We start from the raw sequence: 25,261 nt of genomic DNA, 5'->3' as shown, positions 1-25,261 counted from the left end.
AAGCGTGAACGGCGCCCGGCGGCGATTGGCGAAGCGGGGCCGTCGGCTGGCGTAACGTCGATTGAGGCACGGCCCGGCGGGCTCCTAAAGCGGTCTTCGAAAGCGGCGACGCAAGCCCGCCGCCCACGGAGATCAAGATGTCCGAGACCGCCCTGTCAATGCATGACGCCGACGCCCGCCGCATCCGCCGCCGCGGCGTGGCCGGCGTGCTCGTCGCCACGGCGCTGGCCGCCGCCCCCGTGCTGCTGGCGAGCCGGAGCGGCGCGCACCTGCCCGACCTGTCGCTGGTGCTGGCCGCCCCGACCAAGATCCAGATCCACCTGACCGCGGCCATCAGCGCTCTCGCCATCGGCGTGGTGCTGATGATCGGGGTCAAGGGCTCGGCCCTGCACCGCACGCTCGGTTGGGCCTGGGTGATCGCCATGGCGACCACGGCGATCAGCTCGCTGTTCATCCACGAGATGAACCACGGCGCCATGAGCTGGATTCACCTGCTGTCGGGCTGGACGATCATCGCCCTGCCGATCGCCGTCTACGCCGCTCGTCGCCACAAGGTCAGCCTGCACCGCCGCTTCATGACCGGCCTGTTCGTCGGCGGGCTGATCGTCGCCGGCGGCTTCGCCTTCCTGCCCGGCCGCCTGATGTGGCGCGTGTTCTTCGGCTGAGCGTTGTCGCTCTGACCAATCGCTTTTCATCACCCCTCCAACCAAGGACCCTTCCGATGCGCCTTCTCCCGTTCCTGGCCTGCGCCGCCCTGCTGACCGCTCCCGCCGCCGGCTTGTGCCAGACCGCCGTGCCGGACGCCGGCCCGGCCACCTCCGCTCCCGCCGCCCCCGTCCCCGACGCCGCCAGCCTGGCCGTGACCTTCCCCGACCTGAAGTCGCACGAGGGCGTGCTGATGGTCGCCCTGTTCGACAGCCAGGCGGCCTGGGCCGGCGGCAAGCCCGTACAGGTCACCTTCGTCCCGGCCGCGGCGGCCGAACCCGTCGCCAAGCTCGACGGCCTGGCCGCCGGGACCTACGCCGTCCGGGTGTTCCAGGACCTCGACGGCGACCAGCGCCTGAGCATGAACCCCTTCGGCCTGCCGGTGGAGCCCTACGGCTTCTCGGGCGGCGCCAAGGCCAACATGGGCCCGCCGGCCTTCGCCGCGGCCGCCTTCACCGTCACGCCGGGCGACAACGCCCAGGCCATCGCCCTGCGCTGAAAACCAGAGACAGACGGAAGACCCATGGATCGCCGCGCCTTCCTCCGCGCCGCCGGCCTGACCGGCGCCGCAGCCCTGCTGACCCCCGAGACCGTGTTCGCCGCCGGGGCCGCCGACTGGACCCTAGGCTTCCGCGACGTCGAGGCCGACATCGCTCCGACCCGCCTGGCCAGGGTGCGCGGCAAGGCGCCGGAGGGACTTTCCGGCGCCTTGGTCCGCAACGGTCCGGCCCGCTTCCGCCGGCCGGGCCGGTCCGCCGGCCACTGGTTCGACGGCGACGGCCTGGTGCGGCGCTTTTCGATCGAGGACGGCGAGGCCAGCCTGGCCGCCCGCTTCGTCGACACCCCCAAGCGCCGCGCCGACACGGCCGCCAACGCGGTGATCACCCCGGGCTTCGGCACCAGCGCTGGCCCTGGCGCCGCCCTGGGCGGTCCCGACGACGCCAACGCCGCCAACACCTCGGTGATGATGGCCGGCGGTGAGCTGTGGAGCCTGTGGGAGGCCGGCTCGCCCTGCGCGCTGGACCCCGTGACGCTGGAGACCAAGGGCTTCAAGACCCTGCGGCCAGACCTCAAGGCCATGCCGTTCCTGGCCCATCCGCGCCGCGAGCCGGACGGCCGCATCTGGAACCTGGGCCTGGCCGGCCGGCGCGCCATCGTCTGGCGCCTAGCCTCCGACGGGAGCCTGGAGGACGCCCAGCTGATCGCCCTGCCCCGCGCCAGCTACATCCACGACTTCACGGCCACGGAGCGGCATCTGGTGATCGTGCTGCAGCCCTGGATCCAGGAGCGGCTGGAAATGCCCTACATCTCCAGCATGGCCTGGAAACCCGAGTTGGGAACCCAGGTGCTGGTGCTCGACAAGGCCGACCTGACCAAGCGCCGGGTGTTCGACCTGCCGCCGTTCTTCTTCTTCCACCTGGGCGACGCCTGGGAGGACAAGGACGGAACCATCCGCTTCGACGCCTGCGTCGATGACGATCCGCGCGGCACGGCGGCGGCCGGCGAGCAGCTGCTGCGCGGCGTGCCGTTCAAGGGCGTGGCCCCGCCCAAGCTCGGCTTCGTCACCCTGCGCGCCGACGGCAAGGCCGAGCTGCAGCGGTTCGAGACCGTGGCCGAGTTCCCGCGCTCGGACGAGCGCTTCGCCGGCCAGGGCCGCCGCTTCAGCGTCCACGCGGCGATCGGCGAGGTCGGCAAGCCGGCCTTCCACGGCCTGGCCGTGCGCGACTGGAAGACCGGCCGCGAGACCGCCTTCGACTTCGGCCGTCGGCATCTGGTCGAGGAGATGGTGTTCGTTCCCCGCCCCGGATCCTCGGAAGAGTTCGACGGCTGGCTGGTCGGCACGAGCCTCAATCTCGACGCCCAGGCCACCGAACTGCACGCCTTCGACGCCCGCCGCGTCGCCGACGGACCGCTGGTCACCTGGCGGGCGAACACGGCCTTGCCGCTGGGATTCCACGGGATTTTCACGGCCTGACCGGACGTCCACGGAACGGCGGCGCTCTTGCCAGGGTAGCGAAAGCAGGCCTATCCGGGGACAGCGAAGTTCTCGGAGAGGCCTCCCCGACATGACCGCCGCCAAGCCCCGCGCCCGTTCCGGCGGGCGGGGCCGTCCTTCCAAGGCCACCGGCCTGGACCTGAAGGAGACCATCCTCGACTCCGCCGAGGGGCTGTTCGCGCGCCACGGCTTCCATGGAGTGACCACCCGCCAGGTGGCCGCCGAGGCCGGCGTCGACACCGCCCTGATCCACTACTATTTCGGCGCCAAGCGCGAGCTGTTCGACGCGGTGTTCCTGCGCCGCGCCGAGATCCTCAACCAGGCCCGCAGCGTCTCGATGAACGCCTATGTCGAGACCCACGGCCAGGCCATGACGGTGGAAGGCGTGATCGAAGCCTTCATCGACCCGCTGCTGCGCATCTCGCAGGACGGCGGCCAGGGCTGGAAGAGCTACTTCGCCCTGGTGGCCCAGGTGAACAATACCCCGGCCTGGGGCGGCGAGACCATGGCCCGGTTCTTCGACCCCGTCGTCCACCAACTGGTCGACACGCTGAAGGTCGTCCGTCCCGACGCGGAATATCGCGACCTCTACTGGTGCTACCAGTTCCTGACCGGTTCGATGATGCTGGCCCTGTCGGAGACCGGCCGCATCGACTCCCTGTCCGAAGGCCTGTGCCACTCCAGCGACCTGGAGGCCGTGCGGACCCGTCTGTTCGCCTACTGCGCGGCGGGCTTTGAAGCCGTGGTCGCCAAGCGCAAAGCCTAGCTCCCTTCCCGTTGGCGGATGGGGGAAGGGCCGGGGATGGGGGTGGAGCGGCGGTCCAGGCACGCGCTCGCCGGCCGACGCCGCAACCACCCCCACCCAACCCTCCCCCATCAAGGGGGAGGGCTAAAAACCGTGCTCCTTCGTCCCCGAATTACACTTTTCATCACTTGATGAAAAAACGCTGGCGCAATCTTTCAACCTAGGTGACAGTGCCGTCGAATTCCTGCGGCGGTGAAATCGTGCGGGAAACGCCGGATACGAGGCTGCGTGAGATGGCTCGGTCGGCGAAAGGGACGAAACGCATCTAGGGAAGAGGGGCTTGCCTATGAAAACGATGTGGAAGGCTGCGCTGCTGGCTGGCGCGGCGTGGGGTGCGACCTGCAACCTGGCCGTGGCCCAGGAAAAGCCGGCCGCCGAGCAGGGCATAGGCGTCGAGGAGGTGGTGGTCACCGCCCGCCGGCGCGAGGAAACCCTCAAGGACGTGCCGGTGGCCGTCTCGGCCTTCAGCGCCGACAAGCTGGAAAAGCAGGGCGCGTCGGACATCACCACCCTGCAGCAGACCACCCCCAACATCACCGTCCAGGTGGCCCGGGGCTCGAACTCCACCCTGATCAGCTACATCCGCGGCGTGGGCCAGCAGGATCCCCTGTGGGGCTTCGAGCCGGGCGTCGGCCTCTATATCGACGACGTCTACGTGGCCCGCCCGCAGGGCGCGGTGCTCGACATCTTCGACATCGAGCGCATCGAGGTGCTGCGCGGTCCGCAGGGCACGCTCTACGGCCGCAACACCATCGGCGGCGCCATCAAGTACGTCACCAAGAAGCACGACGACGAGACGGCGCTGAAGCTGAAGGGCACGGTCGGCTCGTACAACCAGCGTGACGGCCTGATCGCCGCCTCGACCCCGCTGGGCGGCGGGCTGTCGGTCGGCGGCGCCTTCGCCGTCTACAAGCGCGACGGCTACGGCAAGAACCTGACCACCGGCGCCGACCAGTACAACAAGGACGTCCAGGCCGGCCGCCTCAGCGTCGAGTACGCGCCGAACGACGACCTGTTCTTCCGCATCGCCTACGACAAGGTGGTCGACGACAGCAACGCCCGCCACGGCCACCGCGAGCTGCCCACTCTGACCGGCGGCTACCAGGTGCTCGACACCTACGACACGCAGGCCGGCCTCGGCGACGACAACCACGTCGAGACCGAAGGCGTCTCGGCGCTGGCCACCTGGAAGGCCAGCGAGCACCTGACCTTCAAGTCAATCACGGCCAACCGCAAGGGCCACACCCAGACCAACATCGACTTCGACGGCACGCCGCTGCCGACGCTGGACGTGCCGGCCACCTACGGCGACCGCCAGTTCTCGCAGGAACTGCAGGCGGTCTACGCCGACGAGACCTTCCAGGGCGTGTTCGGCGTCTACTACATGAACAGCCAGGCCTCGGGCGAGTTCGACACCATCGCCGGCAACCTGGGCGTGGCCATCGCCGCCGCCGGCAAGGTCAACACCCGCAGCTTCGCGGTGTTCACCGACGTCTCGGCCAACTTCACCGACCGCTTCAAGGTCTCGCTGGGCGGCCGCGCCACCCAGGACAAGAAGACCGGCACCGTGGTGCGCCTGTTCTATCTGGGCGCCACCAAGACCCCGTGGCAGGGCGGAACCCAACGGCCGGTGCTGCAGACCCGCACCAACTACACCGCCAGCAAGACCTTCTCGGAATTCACCCCGCGGGTCAGCGCCTCCTACGACTTCAGCGACGACCTGACCGGCTATGTCTCCTATTCCAAGGGCTTCAAGTCCGGCGGCTGGGACATGCGCGGCGACGCCTTCCTGACGCCGCAGACGGTCAACGGCTACGATCCCGAGACCGTCGACGCCTACGAGGCCGGCCTGAAGGGCTACCTCTTCGATCGCCGCCTGTCGTTCGCCTCGGCGGCCTTCCGCTCGAAGTACAAGAACCAGCAGGTCACCACCCAGGTGGCCGTGCCCAGCGGCATCGCCAGCTCGGTCGACAACGCCGGCGCCTCGACCATCTGGGGCCTGGAGTTCGAAGGCACGGCGCGCTTCACGCCCAACCTGTCGAGCACCCTGGCGCTGGGCTACATCAAGGCCAAGTACGACGAGTTCGAGCGCTACGACGCGGTCACCGGCACGATCGTCAACGTCGCCAACCTCTACGGCTTCCAGAACACCCCGGAAAAGACCGCCAACCTCAGCGTCACCTGGACCGGCGCGGTGCTGGACGGCCGCCTGGCCATCACCCCGATGGTCAGCTACCGCGACAAGTACCAGCAGTTCGAGCAGCCCCTGCCGAGCCTCGACCAGAAGGCCTTCACCCTGGTCGACCTCAGCGCCGTGTGGACCGCGCCGGGCGGCCGCTACAAGGTCTCGCTGGTCGGCAAGAACCTGACCGACGAAACCTATCGCATCGGCGGCTACAACTTCGGCGTCGCGACCTATAACAACTCGGTCATCGGCTTCTACGGCCCGCCGCGCAGCGTGTCGGCGAGCCTGGAGTTCAATTTCTAAGTTCTCGGTCGAGATCTGACGGGGCCTGCTGCAACGGGCCCCGTCGTTCTTTTCCGGAAGCGTGCGCGTAGCCAGAGGGGGCGGGGCGATGAGCGAAGCGAACGGCGAGGGCGCCGCGACGAAGGGTAGCCGCTATCGCTACCTGGTGCTGGCGACCCTGATCCTCGTCTACACTCTCAACTTCCTCGACCGGCAGATCCTCGGGATCCTGGCCAAGCCGATCAAGGACGAGTTCGGCCTCACCGACGGCCAGTTCGGCCTGATGGGGGGCCTGGCCTTCGCCCTGCTCTACACCACCCTGGCCATCCCGATCGCCTGGCTGGCCGACCGCGTCAGCCGCGTGTGGATCATGACCGCCGCCCTCACCGTCTGGAGCGGCTTCACCGCCCTGTGCGGGTTCGCCGGCGGGTTCGGACAGCTATTCCTGGCCCGCATGGGCGTGGGCATCGGCGAGGCCGGCGGCGTCGCCCCAGCCTATTCGCTGATCGCCGACTACTTCCCCAAGAGCCAGCGCGCCCGGGCGCTGGCGGCCTACGCCTTCGGCATCCCGCTGGGCTCGGGTCTGGGCACGCTGGTCGGCGGCCTCTTGGCCGCGACCTACGGCTGGCGCACGGCCTTCATCGTCGTCGGGTGCCTGGGCGTGGTGCTGGCTCCGATCTTCCGCGCCATCGTCAAGGACCCGGCGCGCGGCGGGGCCGACCGCGTGGAGGGCGCGCCGCCGGCGCCGCCCGCCCCGGCCATGCCGCTGGGCCAGGCCGCCCGCCTGCTGGCCGCCAAGCCGTCGTTCTGGCTGCTGGCCTTCGGCGCGGCTTCGTCGTCGGTCTGCGGCTACGGCGTCGCCGCCTGGCTGCCCAGCTTCTTCATGCGCAGCCTGGGCCTGACCCTGTCGCAGACGGCCTGGTACTATTCCGGCATCGCCCTGTTCGGCGGGCTGCTGGGCATCTGGCTGGGCGGCGCGGTGGCCGACAGGCTGGGGGCCAAGTCCAAGGCCGGCTATCCGATCACCCCGGCCATCGCCTTCCTGATCTCGGTGCCGTGCTTCCTGCTGGCCATGAACAGCGGCAGCCTGATGGGCGGCCTCGGCGGCAAGGCCTCGCTGGCCGTGGCCTTCGTGATCTTCCTGATCCCCACCGGCCTGAACCTGGCGTGGCTTGGCCCCATCACCGCCGCCGTCCAGCACCTGGGCCCAGCCCCGATGCGCACCACGGCCTCGGCCCTCTTCCTGCTGATCAACAACCTGCTCGGGATCGCCGTCGGCATCTATTATTTCGGCCTGGTCTCCGACCTGCTGAAGCCGACCTTCGGGGCGGAGTCGCTGCGCTGGTCGATCTACAGCGGCATGGGCTTCTACCTGGTGGCGGCCCTGCTGTTCTTCCTGGCCAGCAAGCGCCTGGACAAGGACTGGGTGGACTAGATCCACCACCCGATCCTTCTTCCCGTCATTCCCGCCCTTGTGGCGGGAACCCCTGGTTCCGCTCGCACGTGAGACGCAAGCGGAATGCTCAGCAGTCCGCCCCTCCCGCCCTTGCGGCTGACAAAGGGTTTCCCGCCACAAGGGCGGGAATGACGGGAGCTAGAGGGCCGTTCACAGCCAAAAGGTCGCAGGCGCGTAACGACGGTCCTAGCGCCACCGTTCGGACATGATCCAGGATCATTGCGCCGCCGAAACCGTGTTATTGGCGGGACGGACAGGTTTGGCGCGATGAGCGGCGACGATCGGCATATCTTCCACGACCCCACCGGCAAGCGCCGGCGCAGGTTCACCCTGACGGCGGGGATCGCCCTGTCCGGAGTGGCGGCCGTGGTCGCCGGATTCCTGGCGACCCTGGCCTTCGCGCCGCGCCTGCCGGCGGTAACGCTGAAGGACCCGCACGTGCTGTCGGCCCTGCACGAGGAGACCGTGCACCGCCTCAAGCCCGGCAAGCCGTCGGCCTGGCGCCGCCTGCCCGCCCCCAAGACCCCGGCCGCGATCGGCGCGGCCAAGCCGCTCAGCGTCGGCTTCTATGTGCCGTGGGACGAGGACAGCCGCGAGTCCCTGCGCCGCCACGTCGCCCAGCTGGACGTGGTCTCGCCGCAGTGGGTGGCGCTGAAGGGCCGGACGGGCGACATCACGGCCGATGACGATCCGATCGGCACCGCCCGCATCGCCGCCGCGCCCAACCACCCCACCGTCCTGCCGCTGGTCCACAACTCGGCCGACGCCAAGTTCGACGGCCCGATGGCCGACGCCCTGCTGGCCAGCCCCGCCGCCCGCAAGGCGCTGATCGACAACCTGGCCGCCCTGGCCCAGCGCCGCGGCTTCGGCGGCTACATCTTCGACCTCGAGAACCTGTCGCCCAAGGGCCTGGCCAACTATCCGCTGCTGCTGGACGAGGCCCGCGCGGCCTTCAAGGCCTCGGGCCGCGAGGTCTGGGTCACCGCGCCGTTCGACGAGCAGGGCTGGCCGCTGAAGCGTCTGCAGCAGTCGGCCGACACCATCGTGCTGATGGCCTACGACCAGCACTACGGCGGCGGTGATCCCGGCCCCAACGCAGGGCAGGACTGGTACGAGAGCGAGCTCGACAAGCGCTTCGCCGCGCTCGACCCGGCCCGCACGGTGCTGGCGCTGGGCGCCTACGGCTACGACTGGACGCTGAAGGCCGACGGAACGGCGGCCAGCGGCGACGCGGCCACCTTCCACGAGGCCATCCGCAACGCCCAGGACGCCGGCGCCGACATCCGCATGGACGACGACGCCCTGAACCCCACCTACGGCTACCAGGCCGACAACGGCGACAAGCACGTGGTCTGGTTCCTGGACGCGCCGACCCTGTTCAACCAGGTCAAGGCCAGCGACCCGTTCCGGCCGCGCGGCTATGGCCTGTGGCGCATGGGCGGCGAGGATCCGGGCGTGTGGAGCGTGCTGGGCCAGCCCTACGGCAAGGGGACGACCGGCGCCCTCTCGCACATCCCGTCGGGCCAGAGCGTCGACTTCGACGGCGGCGGCGAGGTGCTGCGCGTCTCGTCCCTGCCCACCCCCGGCAAGCGCTCCCTGGAGACCGACCCCGACACCGGCCTGATCTCGGGCGAGACCTACGACGTCCTGCCCAGCTCCTACGTGATCGAACGCTACGGCCAGCGGCCGGGCCTGGTGGCCCTGACCTTCGACGACGGTCCCGACCCGCGCTGGACGCCGAAGATCCTCGACATCCTGAAGGCCAAGAACGCGCCGGCGACGTTCTTCGTCATCGGCCAGAACATGCAGAAGCATCCGAGCCTGGTGGAGCGCGAGATGCGCGAGGGCCACGACGTCGGCGGCCACACCTGGACCCACCCCAACATCGGCGAGACGCCGCTGCCCCAGACCCAGGTCGAGCTGAACGCCACCCAGCGGCTGTTCGAGGTGGTCACCGGGCGCTCGATGCGCCTGTTTAGGCCGCCGTTCTTCGGCGACGCCGAGCCCTCGACCCCGCGCGAGGTCGACCCGCTCGTCATCGCCCAGACCCTGGGCTACCTGATCGTCGGCCTGCGGATCGACACCGATGACTGGCAGAAGCCGCCGCCCCAGACGATCATCGACCGCGCCCTCGACCGTCTCGACCATCCGGGGAACAACCCCGGCCAGGTGGTGCTGCTGCACGACGCCGGCGGCAACCGCGAGAACACCATCAAGGCCCTGCCAGGCCTGATCGACGGCATCCGCGCCCGCGGCTACCGGCTGGTCACGGTCGGCGAGCTGGCCGGCATGACGCCCGACCAGGTGATGCCGCCGACCACCCGCGATCCGGTCGGCCTGGCGCTGGACCGCCTGGGCTTCGGCTTCTTCCGGGGACTGAACACCCTGCTGACCTGGCTGTTCATCACCGCCATCGCTCTGGGTGTCGCGCGGCTGGTGTTCCTGGCGGCCCTGGCCCTGGTCCACAAGGCGACCGAGCACACGCCGAAGGACCTCGATCCCGCGACCGGTCCGCTGGTCAGCGTGCTGATCCCCTGCTTCAACGAGGAGAAGGTGATCGCCGCCTCGATCGCCCGGATCCTGGAGTCGGACTGGACCAACATCGAGGTGCTGGTCCTCGACGACGGCTCCAAGGATCGCACGGCCCAGGAGGTCCGCGACCACTTCGCCGGCGATCCGCGCGTGACGCTGCTGTCGTTCGAGAACGGCGGCAAGGCGCGTGCCGTGAACCGGGGCCTGGCCGTGGCCAAGGGCGAGTTCGTGGTGGCGCTGGACGCCGACACCCTGTTCCCGAAATCGACGATCGGCCGGCTGGTGCGCTGGTTCGCGGATCCGAAGATCGGCGCGGTGGCCGGCAACGCCATCGTCGGCAACCGCCTCAACATCGTCACCCGCTGGCAGGCCCTGGAATACGTCACCGCCCAGAACCTGGAGCGGCGGGCGCTGGCGGCCCTGGGCGCGGTCACCGTGGTGCCGGGCGCGGTCGGGGCCTGGCGCAAGAGCGTGCTCGACGCCCTGGGCGGCTATCCATCCGACACCCTGGCCGAGGACCAGGACCTGACCATCGCCTGCCAGCGCGCCGGCTGGAAGGTGGCCTTCGATCCGGCCGCCCGCGCCTATACCGAAGCCCCCGACACGGTGGGCGGCCTGCTCAAGCAGCGCTTCCGCTGGTCGTTCGGCACCCTGCAGTGCGTGTGGAAGCATCGCTCGGCGATGTTCAACCCGAAAACCCCGGTGCTGGGCTTCGTGGCCCTGCCGCAGATCTGGCTGTTCCAGATCCTGCTGGCCGTGGCCGCGCCGCTGGTGGATCTGGCCGTGGTCTGGAGCCTGGTCTCGGGCCTTTACGGCGCGGTGGCCCACCCGGTGGAATGGCGTCCCGACGACACGATCCGGGGCCTGCTCTACTGGGCGGTGTTCATCCTCGTGGACCTGTCGGCCGGCGCCCTGGGCATGGCCCTGGAGAAACGCGCCCCCTGGGCCGACCTGCCCTACCTGCCGGTGCAGCGCTTCGGCTACCGCCAGCTGATGTACTACGTGGTGGTCAAGTCGGTGCTGACCGCCGTGCGCGGCGGCCGCGTCGGCTGGGGCAAGCTGGAACGCCGGGCCACGGCGGCGGTGAAGTAAGTGAAGAACCTCCCCCGTTCCCAGTTCCACCTCTCCCATAGGGAGAGGGAGGGGCCCATGCGCAGCATGGGAGGGTGAGGGGTTAGGGACCGTTCCGGACAGGGCAGGGTCGAAGGGGGTGTGACGTTTGACGTCTTACCCCCTCACCCTCCCACGCCTAGCGGCGCGGGCCCCTCCCTCTCCCCATGGGAGAGGTTTCCGAAAAGGCGTCTCAGAACTCCGTCCACTCGTCCGCCGCGACGGCCCCGCCGCCGCTGGCGATCTTGCGCGGGGCCGGGCGCTGCGACTGGCCGGGACGCAAGGCCGGCTGGCGGCGGATCTCGGACGGGGCGACCTGGCCGCCGCCGCTGGTGCTGAACCGCGAGATCAACTGGGCCAGTTCGGCGGCCTCCATCTTCAGGCTGGCCGAGGCCACCGTGGCCTCCTCGACCATGGCCGAGTTGCGCTGGGTCACCTCGTCCATGCGGTTGACGGCGGTGTTGACCTCCGACAGGCCGGTGGCCTGCTCGCGCGAGGACTCGGCGATCTCCAGGATCAGGCCGTCGATGCGGCCGACCTTCTCGACGATGGTCGACAGCGCCTCGCCGGTCTCGCCGACCAGCCGCACGCCGCGGCCGACCTGCGAGGTGCTCTTGGCGATCAGGGCCTTGATCTCCTTGGCCGCCTCGGCCGAGCGCTGGGCCAGGGCCCGCACTTCCGAAGCCACGACCGCGAAGCCCTTGCCGGCCTCGCCAGCGCGAGCGGCTTCGACGCCGGCGTTGAGTGCCAGCAGGTTGGTCTGGAAGGCGATCTCGTCGATCACGCCGATGATGCTGGTGATCTTGCCCGAGCTTTCCTCGATCTCGCCCATGGCCGCGACCGCCTCGCCGACGATCTCGCCCGAGCGGGTGGCGTCGACGCGGGCGGCCGAAGCGACCTGCGAGACCTCGCGCGCGCCCTCGGCGCTGCGGTTGACCGTGGCGGTGATCTGGTCGAGGGCGGCGGCGGCCTCCTCGAGATTGGCGGCCTGGATCTCGGTGCGGCGCGACAGGTCGTCGGCGGCGATCGAGATCTCCTGCGCCCCGGCCCCGACGCTGCGGGTGGCCGACGACACCACGCCCATGGCCCCGTCCAGGGCCGACATGGCGCTGTTGAAGTCGTTGCGCACCTTGTCGAACTGCGGATCGACGGGCTTGCTGATGCGATAGGTCAGGTCGTTGCGGGCCAGGTGATCGAGGCCCTGGGCGATCTCGTTGACCGCGTGCACGCGGCCGGTGACCACGGTGGCGAACTTCACCACCTTGGCGATGCGGCGCTTGTGGTCGAAGATCGGGTTGTACGAGGCCTGGATCCACACCTCGCGCCCGCCCTTGCCCACGCGCTTGAACTCGGCGGCGACGAACTCGCCGCTGTTCAGGCGATCCCAGAAGGCGGCGTAGTCCGGCGAATTGGCGTAGGCGCCCTCGACGAACATCCGGTGATGGCGGCCCTGGATCTCGCTGAGCGTATAGCCCAGGGCGTCGAGGAAGTTCTGGTTGGCGGTGACGATCTCGCCGGCCGGGGTGAACTCGATCATCGCCTGGGCGCGGCTGACGGCCTCCATCTTGCCGTGCTGCTCGGCGGCGCGGCGCTTCTGCTCGGTGATGTCCGTGGCGACCTTGACGATCCGCGTGACGCCCCCGCGCGCGCCGCGGATCGGATTGTAGGAGGCCTGGATCCAGACCTCGCGGCCGCCCTTGCCCACGCGCAGATACTCGCGGGCGTCGAACTCGCCGCGGCCGAGCTTGGCCCAGAAGGCGGCGTAGTCGGCGCTGGCGGCGTAGTCCGGCTCGACGAACAGGCTGTGGTGGCGGCCGACGATCTCCGACAGCGTGTAGCCCATCGCCGTACAGAAGTTCTCGTTGGCGGTGAGGATCCGGCCCTTGGGATCGAACTCGATGGTCGCCAGCGACCGGTCCAGCGCGGCCAGGGTCTCGACGGCCTGGACTTGCGAGCGATTGAACATGGAAGTCTTCCATTGCAGGCCGGGACAAGGGGGTCGCCGGGCGCGTGTCGGGCTAGCAAGAACTTCGATGCGGTAAATAGATTATTTATACTACGGCAGCGTCTCGAAACCTGCAGTAGAACCGGACTCCCGGCAGCCTATTGCGCACGGAAAGCATCGTATTTAAGCCGTTGTTTCTTCGAGAAGCTTCAGCGCCGAATGGCTAAGCTTGATTGGGCGACCAAAGTTCTGCGACAAAAGCGCCGCGCGCTGGCGGCGGCCCGCTCCAAGCCGCCCAGCGCTCATTTCGCAGGCGCCGCACGCACAAAAAAGCGACCGCCGTCGGCGAGCCCTCGAAACCGCCGTTCCAGATAACCGGAGTCTGTGGGCGCTTTCGTAAAAGTGCAGGTTTTTCCTGCCTCTCGCCTTCCCGGATGGGCCGCGGGCGTTCTTTCGGACAATCGATCAGCAGAAGGCGACACCTTATCGCCCCCATGCGGTTGCGCCTGCGAAATCACGCTCCTATAACGCCGCCACATTCAAGAACCGTCGCGGAAGACCGGTCCCCTCATGAACATTCACGAGCATCAAGCCAAAGCCGTCCTCGCGGAGTTCGGCGCCCCCGTCCCGCGTGGCTTCGCGGCGTTCACTCCCGAAGAAGCCGTCGCCGCCGCCGAGAAGCTGGGCGGTCCGGTCTTCGTCGTGAAGAGCCAGATCCACGCCGGCGGCCGCGGCAAGGGCAAGTTCGAGGGCCTCGGCCCCGACGCCAAGGGCGGCGTCCGCGTCGTCAAGTCGGTCGAAGACGTCAAGGCGTCGGCCGAGGAAATGCTCGGTCGCGTGCTGGTCACGCACCAGACCGGCCCCAAGGGCAAGCAGGTGAACCGCCTCTACATCGAGGAAGGCGCCGCCATCGCCAAGGAATTCTACCTGTCGCTGCTGGTCGACCGTGAAACCTCGATGGTTTCGGTGGTCGCCTCGACCGAAGGCGGCATGGACATCGAGGACGTGGCCCACGCCACCCCGGAAAAGATCCACTCGTTCTCGATCGACCCCGCCACCGGCGTGTGGCCGACCCACCAGCGCGCGCTGGCCAAGGCCCTGGGCCTGACCGGCGGCCTGGCCAAGGAAGCCGCCACGCTGCTGACGCAGCTCTACACGGCGTTCCTGGCCAAGGACATGGCCATGCTGGAGATCAACCCGCTGATCGTCACGGCCGACGAGCACCTGCGCGTCCTGGACGCCAAGCTGTCGTTCGACGGCAACTCGCTGTTCCGTCACCCGGACATCCGCGCCCTGCGCGACGAGACCGAAGAAGACCCCAAGGAAATCGAAGCCTCGAAGTACGACCTGGCCTACATCGCCCTCGACGGCGAAATCGGCTGCATGGTCAACGGCGCGGGCCTGGCCATGGCCACCATGGACATCATCAAGCTGTACGGCGCCGAGCCGGCCAACTTCCTCGATGTCGGCGGCGGCGCCAACAAGGAGAAGGTCACCGCGGCCTTCAAGATCATCACCGCCGATCCGGCCGTGAAGGGCATCCTGGTCAACATCTTCGGCGGCATCATGCGCTGCGACATCATCGCGGAAGGCGTCATCGCCGCCGTGAAGGAAGTCGGCCTGAAGGTTCCGCTCGTCGTCCGCCTGGAAGGCACCAACGTCGAGCTGGGTAAGAAAATCATCTCGGAAAGCGGCCTGAACGTCATCGCCGCCAACGATCTGTCTGACGGCGCCGAAAAGATCGTCGCGGCCGTGAAGGGTGCTCGCTAATCATGTCGATCCTCATCGGTTCTGAAACCAAGGTCATCACCCAGGGCTTCACCGGCGCCCAGGGCACGTTCCACTCGGAACAGGCCATCGCCTACGGCACCAAGATGGTCGGCGGCGTCACCCCGGGCAAAGGCGGCCAGACGCACATCGGCCTGCCGGTGTTCGACACCGTCGGCGAAGCCAAGGAAGCCACCGGCGCCGACGCCTCGGTGATCTACGTCCCGCCGCCCTTCGCGGCCGACTCGATCCTGGAAGCCATCGACGCGGAAATCCCGCTGATCATCTGCATCACCGAAGGCATCCCGGTGCTGGACATGGTGCGCGTGAAGAAGGCCCTGAAGGGTTCGCGTTCGCGCCTGATCGGCCCGAACTGCCCGGGCGTCCTGACCCCGAACCAGTGCAAGATCGGCATCATGCCGGGCGGCATCTTCTCGGAAGGCTCGGTCGGCGTCGTGTCGCGTTCGGGCACCCTGACCTATGAAGCCGTGTTCCAGACCACCAACGCCGGTCTCGGTCAGACGACCGCCGTCGGCATCGGCGGCGACCCGGTCAAGGGCACCGAGTTCATCGACGTGCTGGAACTTTTCCTGGCCGACGAAGCCACCAAGTCGATCGTCATGATCGGCGAAATCGGCGGCTCGGCCGAAGAAGAAGCGGCCCAGTTCCTGAAGGACGAAGCCAAGCGCGGCCGCAAGAAGCCCATGGTCGGCTTCATCGCCGGTCGCACGGCTCCTCCGGGCCGTCACATGGGTCACGCCGGCGCCATCATCTCGGGCGGCAAGGGCGGCGCCGAGGACAAGATCGCTGCGATGGAAGAAGCGGGCATCCGCGTCTCGCCGTCGCCGGCGAAGCTGGGCGAGACCCTGCTCGAAGTCCTCAAGGGCTAAGACATACCGAAACCCCGCCCCGTGCGGGGCCCAGGTTTTTTGCGACCGCCAGTCGACGATCCGAAAAAATCACCTGGGCCTCGCCATCCGGCGCGGGCGACGGGAGATTGAGAGACTATATTTACGGGACCGGTCTAACCGGTCCCGTAAACGGATCCGAAGCGTGGCGGCCGAAAATGGATAGCGGCCAACCGGTCGTCGCGCTTCATGTTTCAAACGAGCTCGTGATCCCGCCGGATGGCCTCGGCGGGCGAGCATCGAGGCGAAGACGATGGCGGACGACGCAGGCATCATCAATCAGGTCTTGACCGAGACCTCCTTCCTCTACGGCGCGAACGCCGCCTTCGTAGAGGACCTCTACGCCCAGTGGGCGGAGAACCCCGGGTCGGTCGAGCCCTCTTGGAACGCCTTCTTCTCCTCGCTGGCCGAGCAGGCCGACCAGGTCAAGCGCGCCGCCCAGGACCCGGCCTGGACCCCCAAGAAGGTCCCCAGCGTCCGTCCCGACTGGCTTTCGGCCCTCGACGGCCAGTGGGCCACCGTCGCCCCCGCCGTCGAAGCCAAGATCGCCAAGGCCGTCGAGGCCAAGGCTCCCGGCGTCTCCGCCGAAGCCGTCCGCGCCGCCACGCTGGACAGCCTGCGCGCCATCATGATGATCCGGGCCTACCGGATGCGCGGCCACCTCGCCGCCAACCTCGACCCGCTGGGCCTGGAGCCGCCGAAGTCCGCGCCCGAGCTCGACCCGGCCACCTACGGCTTCACCGAAGCCGACTACGACCGTCCGATCTTCCTCGACTTCGTGCTGGGTCTGGAGACCGCCACGATCCGCGAGATCCTGTCGATCGTCCGCCGCACCTACTGCGACAACGTCGGCGTGCAGTACATGCACATCTCGAACCCCGACGAGAAGGCCTGGCTGCAGGAGCGCATCGAGGGCCGCGACAAGGAGATCGTGTTCTCGAAGGAGGGCAAGGTCGCCATCCTCAAGAAGCTGATCGAGGCCGAGGGCTTCGAACGCTTCCTGCACAAGCGTTTCCCCGGCACCAAGCGCTTCGGCCTCGACGGCGGCGAAGCCATGGTCCCGGCCATGGAGCAGATCATCAAGCGCGGCGGCGCGCTGGGCGTGAAGGACATCGTCCTGGGCATGCCGCACCGCGGCCGCTTGAACGTGCTGGCCGCCGTGATGGGCAAGCCCTACCACGTGATCTTCCACGAATTCCAAGGCGGCTCGTCGGTCCCCTCGGACGTCGAGGGTTCGGGCGACGTGAAGTACCACATGGGCGCCTCGTCGGACCGTGAGTTCGACGACAACAAGGTCCACCTGTCGCTGACCGCCAACCCGTCGCACCTGGAAATCGTCAACCCGGTCGTCATCGGCAAGGCTCGCGCCAAGCAGGCCTTCACCCTGCGCGAACAGCCGGACGCCGGCCGCGGCCACGTGCTGCCGCTGCTGCTGCACGGCGACGCGGCCTTCGCCGGCCAGGGCGTCGTGGCCGAGTGCTTCACCCTGTCGGGCCTGAAGGGCTACCGCACGGGCGGCACCATCCACTTCATCGTCAACAACCAGATCGGCTTCACCACCAGCCCGCGCTACTCGCGCTCGTCGCCGTACCCCAGCGACATGGCCCTGATGGTCGAGGCCCCGATCTTCCACGTGAACGGCGACGACCCGGAAGCGGTCGTGTTCGCCTCGAAGGTGGCCACCGAATACCGCCAGAAGTTCGGTAAGGACGTGGTCATCGACATGGTCTGCTACCGCCGCTTCGGTCACAACGAAGGCGACGATCCCACCATGACGTCGCCGCTGATGTACGCGAAGATCAAGGGCCACCCCTCGACCCGCGAACTCTACGCCACGCGCCTGGTCGGCGAAGGCCTGATCAGCCAGGGCGAGTCCGACGGCTGGGTGTCGGAATTCGAGACCTTCCTCGACAACGAGTTCGAGGCCGGCAAGAGCTACAAGGCCAACAAGGCCGACTGGCTCGACGGCAAGTGGAAGGGCCTGGCCCAGCCCGGCGACGAAGAGCGCCGTGGCAAGACCGACGTGCCGCTCGCGAAGCTGAAGGAACTGGCCGACAAGATCACGGCCATCCCGGAACGCATCGACGCCCACAAGACCGTGCGCCGCGCCATCGAGAACCGTCGCGACGCCTTCACCAAGGGCGAAGGCCTCGACTGGGGCGCCGCCGAGCACATGGCCTTCGCCACCCTGCTCGACGAAGGCTTCCCGGTGCGCCTGTCGGGCCAGGACTCGGTCCGCGGCACCTTCACCCAGCGCCACTCCGACGTCATCGACCAGAAGACCGAAGAGCACTACACGCCGCTGAACAACATCCGTCCGGGCCAGGCCAACTACGAGGTCATCGACTCGGCGCTGTCGGAAGAGGCGGTGCTGGGCTTCGAGTACGGCTTCTCGCTGGCCGACCCGAACACCCTGACCCTGTGGGAAGGCCAGTTCGGCGACTTCGTGAACGGCGCCCAGGTGGTGATCGACCAGTTCATCAGCTCGGGCGAACGCAAGTGGCTGCGGATGAGCGGCCTCGTGATGCTGCTGCCGCACGGCTACGAAGGCCAGGGCCCCGAGCACAGCTCGGCCCGCCTCGAGCGCTTCCTGCAGTCGTGCGCGGAAGACAACATGCAGGTGGTCAACTGCACCACCCCGGCCAACTACTTCCACGCCCTGCGTCGCCAGATGCACCGTGAGTACCGCAAGCCGCTGATCGTGATGTCGCCCAAGAGCCTGCTGCGCCACAAGCGCGCCGTCTCGAACCTGTCGGACCTGGCCGAAGGCACCGCCTTCCACCGCGTGATGGTGGACGGCGCCGAAGCCGGCTGCGACGTCGGCGGGATCACGCTGAAGAGCGACGATCAGATCAAGCGCGTCATCATGTGCTCGGGCAAGGTCTACTTCGACCTGATCGACCAGCGCGCCAAGACCGGCCGCGACGACGTCTACATCCTGCGCCTGGAACAGTTCTATCCGTGGCCGCTGAAGTCGGTCATGGGCGTGCTGAACCGCTTCAAGAACGCCGAGCTGCTGTGGGTCCAGGAAGAGCCGAAGAACATGGGCGGCTGGACCTTCGTCGATCCGTGGATCGAGCTGACCCTCGACAAGATGGACATCAAGGCCAAGCGCGCCCGCTACGTCGGTCGCCCGGCCAGCGCCTCCACCGCGGCCGGCCTGATGAGCCGCCACCTCAAGGAGCTCGAAGCCTTCCTCACCGAAGCCTTCGCCTAAGAGCTCAAACCTTCAAGCCGCCGCGCTCACCGACTTGTTCGATGGGCGCGGCGGTTTAAGTTCGCACCCGACCCTGACCGCCAGATCAAAAAGAGACATCGGAACCTAACCATGGCCGACATCATGACCCCCGCCCTGGGCGAATCCGTCACCGAAGCGACGGTCGCCCGCTGGACCAAGAAGGCCGGGGAGGCCGTGAAGAAGGACGAGCTGCTCGTCGAGCTGGAAACCGACAAGGTCAGCCTCGAAGTCGTCTCCCCCGCTGACGGCGTCCTGGCCGCCATCAGCGCCGAGGAAGGCGCCACCGTGGTTCCGGGCACCGTGCTCGGCGTCGTGACCGAAGGCGCGACCGCCTCGGCCGCTCCTGCCGCCGCCCCGGCCCCGGCCGCTGCTCCGGCCCCCGCCCCGGCTCCGGCCCCCGTCGCCGCTGCCGCCCCGGCTGCTCCGGCCGCCGCTCCGGTCAGCCCGGCTCCCGCCCGCATCGCCGCCGAAACCGGTCTGGACCTGTCGAAGGTCGCCGGCACCGGCAAGGACGGTCGCGTGACCAAGGGCGACGCTCTCGCCGCCCTGGAAGCCCGCGCCGCCGCCCCGGCTCCGGCCGCCGCTCCGTCGGCCCCGCGTCCGATCCACGAGCGCGAAGAGCGCGTGAAGATGACGCGCCTGCGTCAGACGATCGCCCGTCGCCTGAAGGAAGCCCAGAACACGGCCGCCATGCTGACGACCTTCAACGAGGTCGACATGAGCGCGGTGATGGCCCTGCGCGCCCAGTACAAGGACGTCTTCGAAAAGCGTCACGGCGTGAAGCTGGGCTTCATGTCGTTCTTCACCAAGGCCGTCGTGGCCGCGCTGAAGGCGATCCCGGACGTCAACGCCGAGATCGACGGCCAGGACGTCATCTACAAGAACCACTACGACATCGGCGTCGCCGTCGGCACCGACAAGGGTCTGGTGGTTCCGGTCGTCCGTGACGCCGACGCCCTGAACCTGGCCGAGATCGAAAAGACCATCGGCGACCTCGGCAAGAAGGCCCGCACCGGCGGCCTGGCCATCGAGGACATGCAGGGCGGCACCTTCACGATCACCAACGGCGGCATCTACGGTTCGCTGATGTCGACCCCGATCCTGAACGCGCCGCAGTCGGGCATCCTGGGCATGCACGCGATCAAGGAACGCGCCATGGTCATCAACGGCAAGATCGAGATCCGTCCGATGATGTACCTGGCCCTGTCCTACGACCACCGCGTCGTCGACGGCGCCGGCGCCGTGACCTTCCTCGTGAAGGTCAAGGAAGCCCTGGAAGACCCGCAGCGCCTGCTGCTGGACCTGTAAGGGTCTGGTTCAATCCAGAACGACGAAGGGGCCGCGAAAGCGGCCCCTTTTTTTGTTCATCCCTCTCCCGAAGGGGGAGCGTCTACCAAGTCGAACCTCCCCCTGTGGGGGAGGCGGCCGAAGGCCGGTGGGGGGGCGGTTTCAGCCACAGCGAAGTCGGCAAAACTCCCCCCTCCGACCGCTACGCGGTCTCCTCCCCCACAGGGGGAGGTTCCTTACTCAGCATCCCAGCGGAACGCCGCGTCGATCCAGTCGCCGATGCGGCCGTCCGGGCGCGCCAGGGCGAACACCTGGGCCATCTCCTCGTCGGTCAGCGTAAAATCGAAGATCGCGAAGTTCTCGGCCAGCCGCGCCGGGTTCTTCGTGCGCGGAATGGTCACCACGCCCTGCTGCGCCTGCCAGCGCAGGGTCACCTGGCCCGGCGTCTTGCCGTACTTCTCGCCGATCGCCTTCAGCACCGGGTCGTCGCCGACCTTGCCCTGGGCCAGGGGCGACCAGGCGGTGATCGAGGCGCCCAGCTTGTCGGCCGTCGCCCGCAGGGTCTTCTGCGACAGATAGGGGTGGTACTCGACCTGGTTGGTGGCCAGCGGGGCCTCCGACAGGGCCGCCGCCTCTTCCCAGAGCGCCGAGGGGAAGTTCGACAGGCCGATGCCCCGCGTGCGGCCGTCGGCCTTGACCGCGTTCAGCGCGGCGATGGTCTCGGACAAGGCGGGTTTCGGCTTGGGCCAGTGCAGCAGCAAGAGGTCCACCTGATCCACCCGCAGCTTCTTCAGGCTCTCGTCGACCGAGCGCTGGAGGTCGCCGTCGGTGAACTTGTCGATCCACACCTTGGTGGTGACGAAGATCTCGCTCCTGGGAACGCCAGTGGCCGCCAGGGCCGCGCCGACGTCCTGCTCGTTGCCGTAGATCTGAGCGGTGTCGACATGGCGATAGCCGACCTCCAGCGCCTTCTCCGTCACGGTCTGGGCCAGGCCGTTCTCCAGCTGGTAGGTGCCCAGGCCGATGGCCGGGATGTCGATGTCGCCGGAACGGACGCCGGGAACGGGGGACTGGGCCATGGGAGAACTCCTCAAGAAACGGCTCAGGCGGATATAGGCGCCCGGTCCCGCTTCGCCAGCCGAAGTTGCAGATGCTGCATGCCGGTCAGCACAAGCGTGAGCACGAAGAAGCCCGCCGCCATCACCACCATCGTCACCAGCACCGATGGATAGCCCCGCTTGGCCACATTGAGGAACGGATAGGGGTACCAGCCCGACAGCGCGCCATGAATCAGGGTCCAGACCCCGAAGGCCAGCGGCAGGGCTAGCGCCTTCCAGGCCTGTCCCCAACGGGCCGCCTCGCGCGGCGGCAGGACCAGCAGGTCGGCCAGGAACAGCAGCGGCGTCACCGTGTGCAGCAGGGTGTCGGCGACCAGCTGCCAGCCCTTGGGGTCCCACAGCCCCGCCAGCAGCACATGATAGACCAGCGCCGTCACGCCGATATAGACGCCCACCGCCACTCGCGTGCCCGCCCGCCGCGCCCAGACGCCGAGCCGGCTTTCAGGAGCGAGGGCCGAGGCGACCAGCGCCGCCCCGACCAGGATGTTGCTGAGGATCGTGAAGAAGCTGAAGAACTTCACGGTCTGGGCCATAGGGTCCTTGTGCGAGACCATCAGGCCGTATTGCAGGACGACGCCGAACCAGACGATCGCCGCGGCGACCAGGCGCCAGGCGCACTCAGCCTTCTTGGTCATGGGCCTTGGAAACCTTCTTCGGCACGCTGGCGCGCCATTGCCGTTCGAGAAGGCGCTTCACCGTCCCAGGCTCCACCGCCGACAGCCGGGCCAGCACCATCGGATAGTTGCGGTAGTGGTCGGTGAAATAGAACACCTCGGGCGCGGCCTCGATCAGCATCTCGCGCTCGTCGAACGGCACGCCGGTCAGAACGAGGCTGTCGCCATCCTCCTTCAGCCGGGTCAGGAACTTGCCGTTCGCCTTGAGGCAGGCATAGCCGTAGGACGTCCCGTCCGCGACCAACGGCAGGGAAAAGGCGAAGGCGCGGACCTCTTCGTAGGTCATGGGCATGGGCGAAGCTCCCCTGGCGTGACTATAGAAGCAGGATGAGCGCGGAAAACACCCTGAAGACGCCGATCCTGGTGCTGGGCGCCACCAGCCTGATCGGGACCTTCCTGATGGCGCGGCTGCAGGCCGCCGGCCACGAGCCCATGGGCCTGTCGCGTCGCCCCCCAGGCGGCGACGCCTGCTGGATCGACGCCGACCTGCGCGGCGACGATTTGGCCGAACAGCTGCCCGGCGCGGCCACCGTCTTCGCCCTGTCGCCGATCTGGCTGCTGCCCGACGTGCTGCCGCTGCTGCAGGCGCGCGGCATGAAGCGTTTGGTGGCCTTCTCCTCGACCAGCCGCTTCACCAAGGAGGCCTCGCCCGAGCCCGCCGAGCGCGCCGTGGCCAAGGCCCTGGCCGACGCGGAAACCGCCGTCGAGGCCTTCTGTTCGGAACATGGCGTGGCCTGGACCATCCTGCGCCCGACCCTGATCTACGCCGAAGGCCGCGACGGCAATGTCAGCCGCCTGGCCGGCCTGATCCGCCGCTTCAAGGTGCTGCCGCTGTCGGGCTCGGGCGAGGGACTGCGCCAGCCGGTCCATGCCGACGACCTGGCCGCCGGCGCCATCGCGGCGGCTGTCGCCCCGGCGGCGGCGAACCGCGCGTACGATCTCGTGGGCGGCGAGACCCTGGCCTATCGCGACATGGTCCGCCGGATCTACCAGGGCCTTGGAAGACGGCCGCTGATCGCGCCGCTGCCGCCGTGGCTGTTTTCCCTGTTGCTGACCCTGGCCCGACCGTTCTTCCCCGGCGCGACGGCGGCCATGGGCGCGCGGATGAGCCAGGACCTGACGTTCGACGCGGCCGATGCCGTCAGGGATTTCGGGTGGAGCCCGAGGGATTTCCGGCCGCGGTTTTAGGCAAAGGAACCTCCCCCTTTGGGGGAGGCGATCGCGGAGCGATCGGTGGGGGGCGTATCTTCCAGCATCTCGAAAGCTGAAAACGTCCCCCCTCCGGCCCTCCGGGCCACCTCCCCCAGAGGGGGAGGATCCTGAGCGCCTAGATGCTCCCCCTTTGGGGGAGCTGTCGCGGAGCGACTGAGGGGGTCACACGGCGGCTCAAGCCAGCCCCGCCCGTCCGTAATACAGCATCCCTACGCTCTCGCGCTTCAGTCCGCGCGCGATCCGCGGCCCGAACTTGGTCGCCGACAGCAGGCGCTGAACCATCGCCTCATCCCCCGCCCGGCGAAACGCCCGGGCAGCCGCCGACCAGAGCGCCGTGGTCGCCGGATGCGGCGCGACGACGCCGGCGGCGAGACCGAGGGCCAGCAGGCTCCAGCCGGCGGCGCGGGCGGTGATGCGATCGGGACGGGTCATGGTCGTGCTCCTTTCTGATGGGGTCGAGGAGGACCGCCGGGGGGCTGGGCGGTGTGGCGGTCCTCCTCGGGCCGCCGGATAGTCCTTTCCAGGCTATTCGGCGGCGATGGCGATCTCGTCGGCGGAGATCCCCAGTCGGTAGGCGACGCCGGCCCCGTAGGCCGGATCGGCGCGATGGAAGTGCACCAGCTGGCGCTTCTGGATCTCGACCGGCACGCCGTGCATGGCCGCGGCGATGTTGTCGAACAGCTGGCGCTGCTGGTCGGGGCTCATCAGCCGGAACAGGTCCCCCGGCTGGGTGTAGTCGTCATTGCCGTCGCGATGGCTGTAGCGGTCGGCATCGCCATGGATCGGCAGCGGCGGCTCGGCGACCGACGGATCCTCCACCGGCCCGCCGAAGCTGTTGGGCTCGTACCAGGCGTCGGTGCGCGGCGGAGCGTCGAACCGCATCGCGCCGTCGGCATGGTAGTGATGCACCGGGCAGCGCGGACGGTTCACCGGCAGCGCCTCGTAGTGGGTGCCGATCCGGTAGCGGTGCGCATCGGCGTAAGAGAAGATCCGCGCCTGCAGCATCTTGTCGGGCGAGAAGCCGATGCCCGGCACGATGTTGGATGGCGAGAACGAGCTCTGCTCCACCTCGGCGTGGTAGTTGTCCGGATTGCGGTTCAGCTCCAGCACCCCGACCTCGATCAGCGGATAGTCCGCGTGCGGCCAGACCTTGGTCAGGTCGAACGGGTTCCAACGGAACGTCGCGGCCTGGGCCTCGGTCATGATCTGCACGTAGAAGGTCCAGCGCGGGAAATCGCCCTTCTCGATCGACTCGAAGAGGTCGCGCTGGGCGCTCTCGCGGTCGTTGGCGATGACCGTGTTTCCTTCCGCGTTCGTCCAGTTCTTGATGCCCTGCTGAGTCTTGAAGTGGAACTTCACCCACACGCGCTCATTGGCGGCGTTGATGAAGCTGTAGGTGTGGCTGCCGAAGCCGTGGACGTGGCGATAGCTCTGCGGCAGGCCCCGGTCCGAGAACAGGGTCGTCACCTGGTGCAGGCTTTCCGGCGACAGGCTCCAGAAGTCCCACATCGCCGTCGGCGAGCGCAGGTTCGAGACCGGGTGGCGTTTCTGGGTGCGGATGAAGTCGGGGAACTTCAGCGGGTCGCGCAGGAAGAACACCGGGGTGTTGTTGCCCACCAGGTCCCAGTTGCCCTGCTCGGTGTAGACCTTCAAAGCAAAGCCGCGCACGTCGCGCTCGGCGTCGGCCGCGCCGCGCTCGCCGGCCACGGTCGAGAAGCGCAGCAGCACCTCGCTCTCCGCGCCCGGTTGCAGGGCGGCGGCCTTGGTCCAGCCGCTGATGTCGTGGGTGATCTTCAGCACGCCATAGGCGGCCGAGCCCTTGGCGTGGACGGCGCGTTCCGGCACGCGCTCGCGGTTCTGGTGGGCCAGCTTTTCCATCAGCTGGTAGTCCTGCATCAGCAGGGGCCCGCGCGGGCCGGCCGACAGGCTGTTCTGGTTGTCCGCGATCGGCGCCCCGGCCGTCGTCGTCATGATCGTCTTGCTCATCTCGGCCCTCGTCATCTCGTAGCGCCACTGTCCCAGGCGGCGTTCGATAAATCCA

The 25,261-nt window shown here is 68.4% G+C and carries 18 protein-coding genes; 12 read left to right on the top strand and 6 right to left on the bottom strand.

The window, feature by feature from the left end:
• The first annotated feature begins 137 nt into the window (after positions 1-137).
• The 7 genes from AC07NS_RS07385 to AC07NS_RS07355 all read left to right on the top strand — a co-directional run bounded on the left by AC07NS_RS07385 (position 138) and on the right by AC07NS_RS07355 (position 11,053).
• Positions 138-665 (top strand): DUF2306 domain-containing protein, encoded by a 528-nt coding sequence (locus tag AC07NS_RS07385; protein ID WP_494602499.1) that lies wholly within the window; start codon positions 138-140, stop codon positions 663-665.
• A gap of 56 nt (positions 666-721) precedes the next feature.
• Positions 722-1,204: a DUF2141 domain-containing protein gene (locus tag AC07NS_RS07380; protein WP_494602498.1), complete on the top strand. Its 483-nt coding sequence runs from the start codon at positions 722-724 to the stop codon at positions 1,202-1,204.
• Between the two features lie 24 nt (positions 1,205-1,228).
• Positions 1,229-2,680: a carotenoid oxygenase family protein gene (locus tag AC07NS_RS07375; RefSeq protein ID WP_494602497.1), complete on the top strand. Its 1,452-nt coding sequence runs from the start codon at positions 1,229-1,231 to the stop codon at positions 2,678-2,680.
• 91 nt (positions 2,681-2,771) lie between these two features.
• Positions 2,772-3,467, top strand: a complete 696-nt coding sequence (locus AC07NS_RS07370) for a TetR/AcrR family transcriptional regulator (RefSeq protein WP_494602495.1) — start codon at positions 2,772-2,774, stop codon at positions 3,465-3,467.
• Between the two features lie 325 nt (positions 3,468-3,792).
• A complete protein-coding gene (locus AC07NS_RS07365) occupies positions 3,793-5,994 on the top strand; it encodes a TonB-dependent receptor (RefSeq protein ID WP_494602494.1) in 2,202 nt (733 codons plus the stop codon).
• A gap of 88 nt (positions 5,995-6,082) precedes the next feature.
• Positions 6,083-7,408 carry a spinster family MFS transporter gene (locus AC07NS_RS07360; RefSeq protein WP_494602493.1) on the top strand — a complete coding sequence of 442 codons (1,326 nt, stop codon included), beginning with the start codon at positions 6,083-6,085 and terminating at the stop codon, positions 7,406-7,408.
• Between the two features lie 288 nt (positions 7,409-7,696).
• Positions 7,697-11,053 carry a glycosyltransferase gene (locus AC07NS_RS07355; RefSeq protein ID WP_494602491.1) on the top strand — a complete coding sequence of 1,119 codons (3,357 nt, stop codon included), beginning with the start codon at positions 7,697-7,699 and terminating at the stop codon, positions 11,051-11,053.
• A gap of 211 nt (positions 11,054-11,264) precedes the next feature.
• Here the strand turns inward: AC07NS_RS07355 and AC07NS_RS07350 are convergent, their stop codons facing one another.
• Complete coding sequence (locus AC07NS_RS07350; protein WP_494602490.1) at positions 11,265-13,037, bottom strand: methyl-accepting chemotaxis protein; 1,773 nt, start codon at positions 13,035-13,037, stop codon at positions 11,265-11,267.
• A 549-nt stretch (positions 13,038-13,586) separates the two neighbouring features.
• Here AC07NS_RS07350 and sucC point away from each other — a divergent pair.
• The 4 genes from sucC to odhB all read left to right on the top strand — a co-directional run bounded on the left by sucC (position 13,587) and on the right by odhB (position 20,237).
• Positions 13,587-14,786 (top strand): ADP-forming succinate--CoA ligase subunit beta, encoded by a 1,200-nt coding sequence (sucC, locus tag AC07NS_RS07345; protein WP_494602489.1) that lies wholly within the window; start codon positions 13,587-13,589, stop codon positions 14,784-14,786.
• Between the two features lie 2 nt (positions 14,787-14,788).
• Entirely contained in the window at positions 14,789-15,673 is an 885-nt protein-coding gene (gene sucD / locus AC07NS_RS07340; protein WP_494602488.1) for a succinate--CoA ligase subunit alpha, read from the top strand.
• Between the two features lie 271 nt (positions 15,674-15,944).
• Entirely contained in the window at positions 15,945-18,908 is a 2,964-nt protein-coding gene (locus AC07NS_RS07335) for a 2-oxoglutarate dehydrogenase E1 component (RefSeq protein ID WP_494602487.1), read from the top strand.
• Positions 18,909-19,019: 111 nt separating this feature from the next.
• Positions 19,020-20,237 carry a 2-oxoglutarate dehydrogenase complex dihydrolipoyllysine-residue succinyltransferase gene (gene odhB, locus AC07NS_RS07330; RefSeq protein WP_494602486.1) on the top strand — a complete coding sequence of 406 codons (1,218 nt, stop codon included), beginning with the start codon at positions 19,020-19,022 and terminating at the stop codon, positions 20,235-20,237.
• 215 nt (positions 20,238-20,452) lie between these two features.
• Here the strand turns inward: odhB and AC07NS_RS07325 are convergent, their stop codons facing one another.
• From AC07NS_RS07325 to AC07NS_RS07315, 3 genes are read right to left on the bottom strand one after another with little or no spacing between them, the layout of a single operon-like run.
• A complete protein-coding gene (locus AC07NS_RS07325; RefSeq protein ID WP_494602484.1) occupies positions 20,453-21,295 on the bottom strand; it encodes an aldo/keto reductase in 843 nt (280 codons plus the stop codon).
• Between the two features lie 23 nt (positions 21,296-21,318).
• A complete protein-coding gene (locus tag AC07NS_RS07320; RefSeq protein WP_494602482.1) occupies positions 21,319-21,969 on the bottom strand; it encodes a Pr6Pr family membrane protein in 651 nt (216 codons plus the stop codon).
• On the bottom strand, positions 21,953-22,300 hold the full coding sequence (locus tag AC07NS_RS07315; RefSeq protein WP_494602480.1) for an MmcQ/YjbR family DNA-binding protein: 348 nt from the start codon (positions 22,298-22,300) through the stop codon (positions 21,953-21,955). The genes AC07NS_RS07320 and AC07NS_RS07315 overlap by 17 nt, the downstream gene beginning before the upstream one ends.
• Positions 22,301-22,335: 35 nt before the next feature.
• On the opposite strand from AC07NS_RS07315, the gene AC07NS_RS07310 reads away from it, so the two are divergent.
• Positions 22,336-23,196: an NAD-dependent epimerase/dehydratase family protein gene (locus AC07NS_RS07310; protein WP_494602479.1), complete on the top strand. Its 861-nt coding sequence runs from the start codon at positions 22,336-22,338 to the stop codon at positions 23,194-23,196.
• A 198-nt stretch (positions 23,197-23,394) separates the two neighbouring features.
• Here AC07NS_RS07310 and AC07NS_RS07305 read toward each other — a convergent pair whose 3' ends face one another.
• Together AC07NS_RS07305 and AC07NS_RS07300 are read right to left on the bottom strand one after the other, a co-directional pair.
• The gene (locus AC07NS_RS07305) at positions 23,395-23,652 is read right to left on the bottom strand and encodes a hypothetical protein (RefSeq protein WP_494602478.1); all 258 of its coding nucleotides are present in this window, start codon (positions 23,650-23,652) and stop codon (positions 23,395-23,397) included.
• A gap of 93 nt (positions 23,653-23,745) precedes the next feature.
• The gene (locus AC07NS_RS07300; RefSeq protein WP_494602477.1) at positions 23,746-25,206 is read right to left on the bottom strand and encodes a catalase; all 1,461 of its coding nucleotides are present in this window, start codon (positions 25,204-25,206) and stop codon (positions 23,746-23,748) included.
• Between the last annotated feature and the right edge of the window lie 55 nt (positions 25,207-25,261).

This window comes from Caulobacter sp. GW821-FHT10A10 (assembly GCF_059415745.1).
The sequence above is the reverse complement of the archived record's forward strand: the minus strand, read 5'-3'. Positions and strand labels throughout refer to the sequence as shown.

Bases quoted from the DNA above. Each gene is read 5' to 3' on its own strand.
- AC07NS_RS07385 (WP_494602499.1), top strand. From the start codon at position 138: ATGTCCGAGACCGCCCTGTCAATGCATGACGCCGACGCCCGCCGCATC.
- AC07NS_RS07380 (WP_494602498.1), top strand. From the start codon at position 722: ATGCGCCTTCTCCCGTTCCTGGCCTGCGCCGCCCTGCTGACCGCTCCC.
- AC07NS_RS07375 (WP_494602497.1), top strand. From the start codon at position 1,229: ATGGATCGCCGCGCCTTCCTCCGCGCCGCCGGCCTGACCGGCGCCGCA.
- AC07NS_RS07370 (WP_494602495.1), top strand. From the start codon at position 2,772: ATGACCGCCGCCAAGCCCCGCGCCCGTTCCGGCGGGCGGGGCCGTCCT.
- AC07NS_RS07365 (WP_494602494.1), top strand. From the start codon at position 3,793: ATGAAAACGATGTGGAAGGCTGCGCTGCTGGCTGGCGCGGCGTGGGGT.
- AC07NS_RS07360 (WP_494602493.1), top strand. From the start codon at position 6,083: ATGAGCGAAGCGAACGGCGAGGGCGCCGCGACGAAGGGTAGCCGCTAT.
- AC07NS_RS07355 (WP_494602491.1), top strand. From the start codon at position 7,697: ATGAGCGGCGACGATCGGCATATCTTCCACGACCCCACCGGCAAGCGC.
- AC07NS_RS07350 (WP_494602490.1), bottom strand. From the start codon at position 13,037: ATGTTCAATCGCTCGCAAGTCCAGGCCGTCGAGACCCTGGCCGCGCTG.
- sucC (WP_494602489.1), top strand. From the start codon at position 13,587: ATGAACATTCACGAGCATCAAGCCAAAGCCGTCCTCGCGGAGTTCGGC.
- sucD (WP_494602488.1), top strand. From the start codon at position 14,789: ATGTCGATCCTCATCGGTTCTGAAACCAAGGTCATCACCCAGGGCTTC.
- AC07NS_RS07335 (WP_494602487.1), top strand. From the start codon at position 15,945: ATGGCGGACGACGCAGGCATCATCAATCAGGTCTTGACCGAGACCTCC.
- odhB (WP_494602486.1), top strand. From the start codon at position 19,020: ATGGCCGACATCATGACCCCCGCCCTGGGCGAATCCGTCACCGAAGCG.
- AC07NS_RS07325 (WP_494602484.1), bottom strand. From the start codon at position 21,295: ATGGCCCAGTCCCCCGTTCCCGGCGTCCGTTCCGGCGACATCGACATC.
- AC07NS_RS07320 (WP_494602482.1), bottom strand. From the start codon at position 21,969: ATGACCAAGAAGGCTGAGTGCGCCTGGCGCCTGGTCGCCGCGGCGATC.
- AC07NS_RS07315 (WP_494602480.1), bottom strand. From the start codon at position 22,300: ATGCCCATGACCTACGAAGAGGTCCGCGCCTTCGCCTTTTCCCTGCCG.
- AC07NS_RS07310 (WP_494602479.1), top strand. From the start codon at position 22,336: ATGAGCGCGGAAAACACCCTGAAGACGCCGATCCTGGTGCTGGGCGCC.
- AC07NS_RS07305 (WP_494602478.1), bottom strand. From the start codon at position 23,652: ATGACCCGTCCCGATCGCATCACCGCCCGCGCCGCCGGCTGGAGCCTG.
- AC07NS_RS07300 (WP_494602477.1), bottom strand. From the start codon at position 25,206: ATGAGCAAGACGATCATGACGACGACGGCCGGGGCGCCGATCGCGGAC.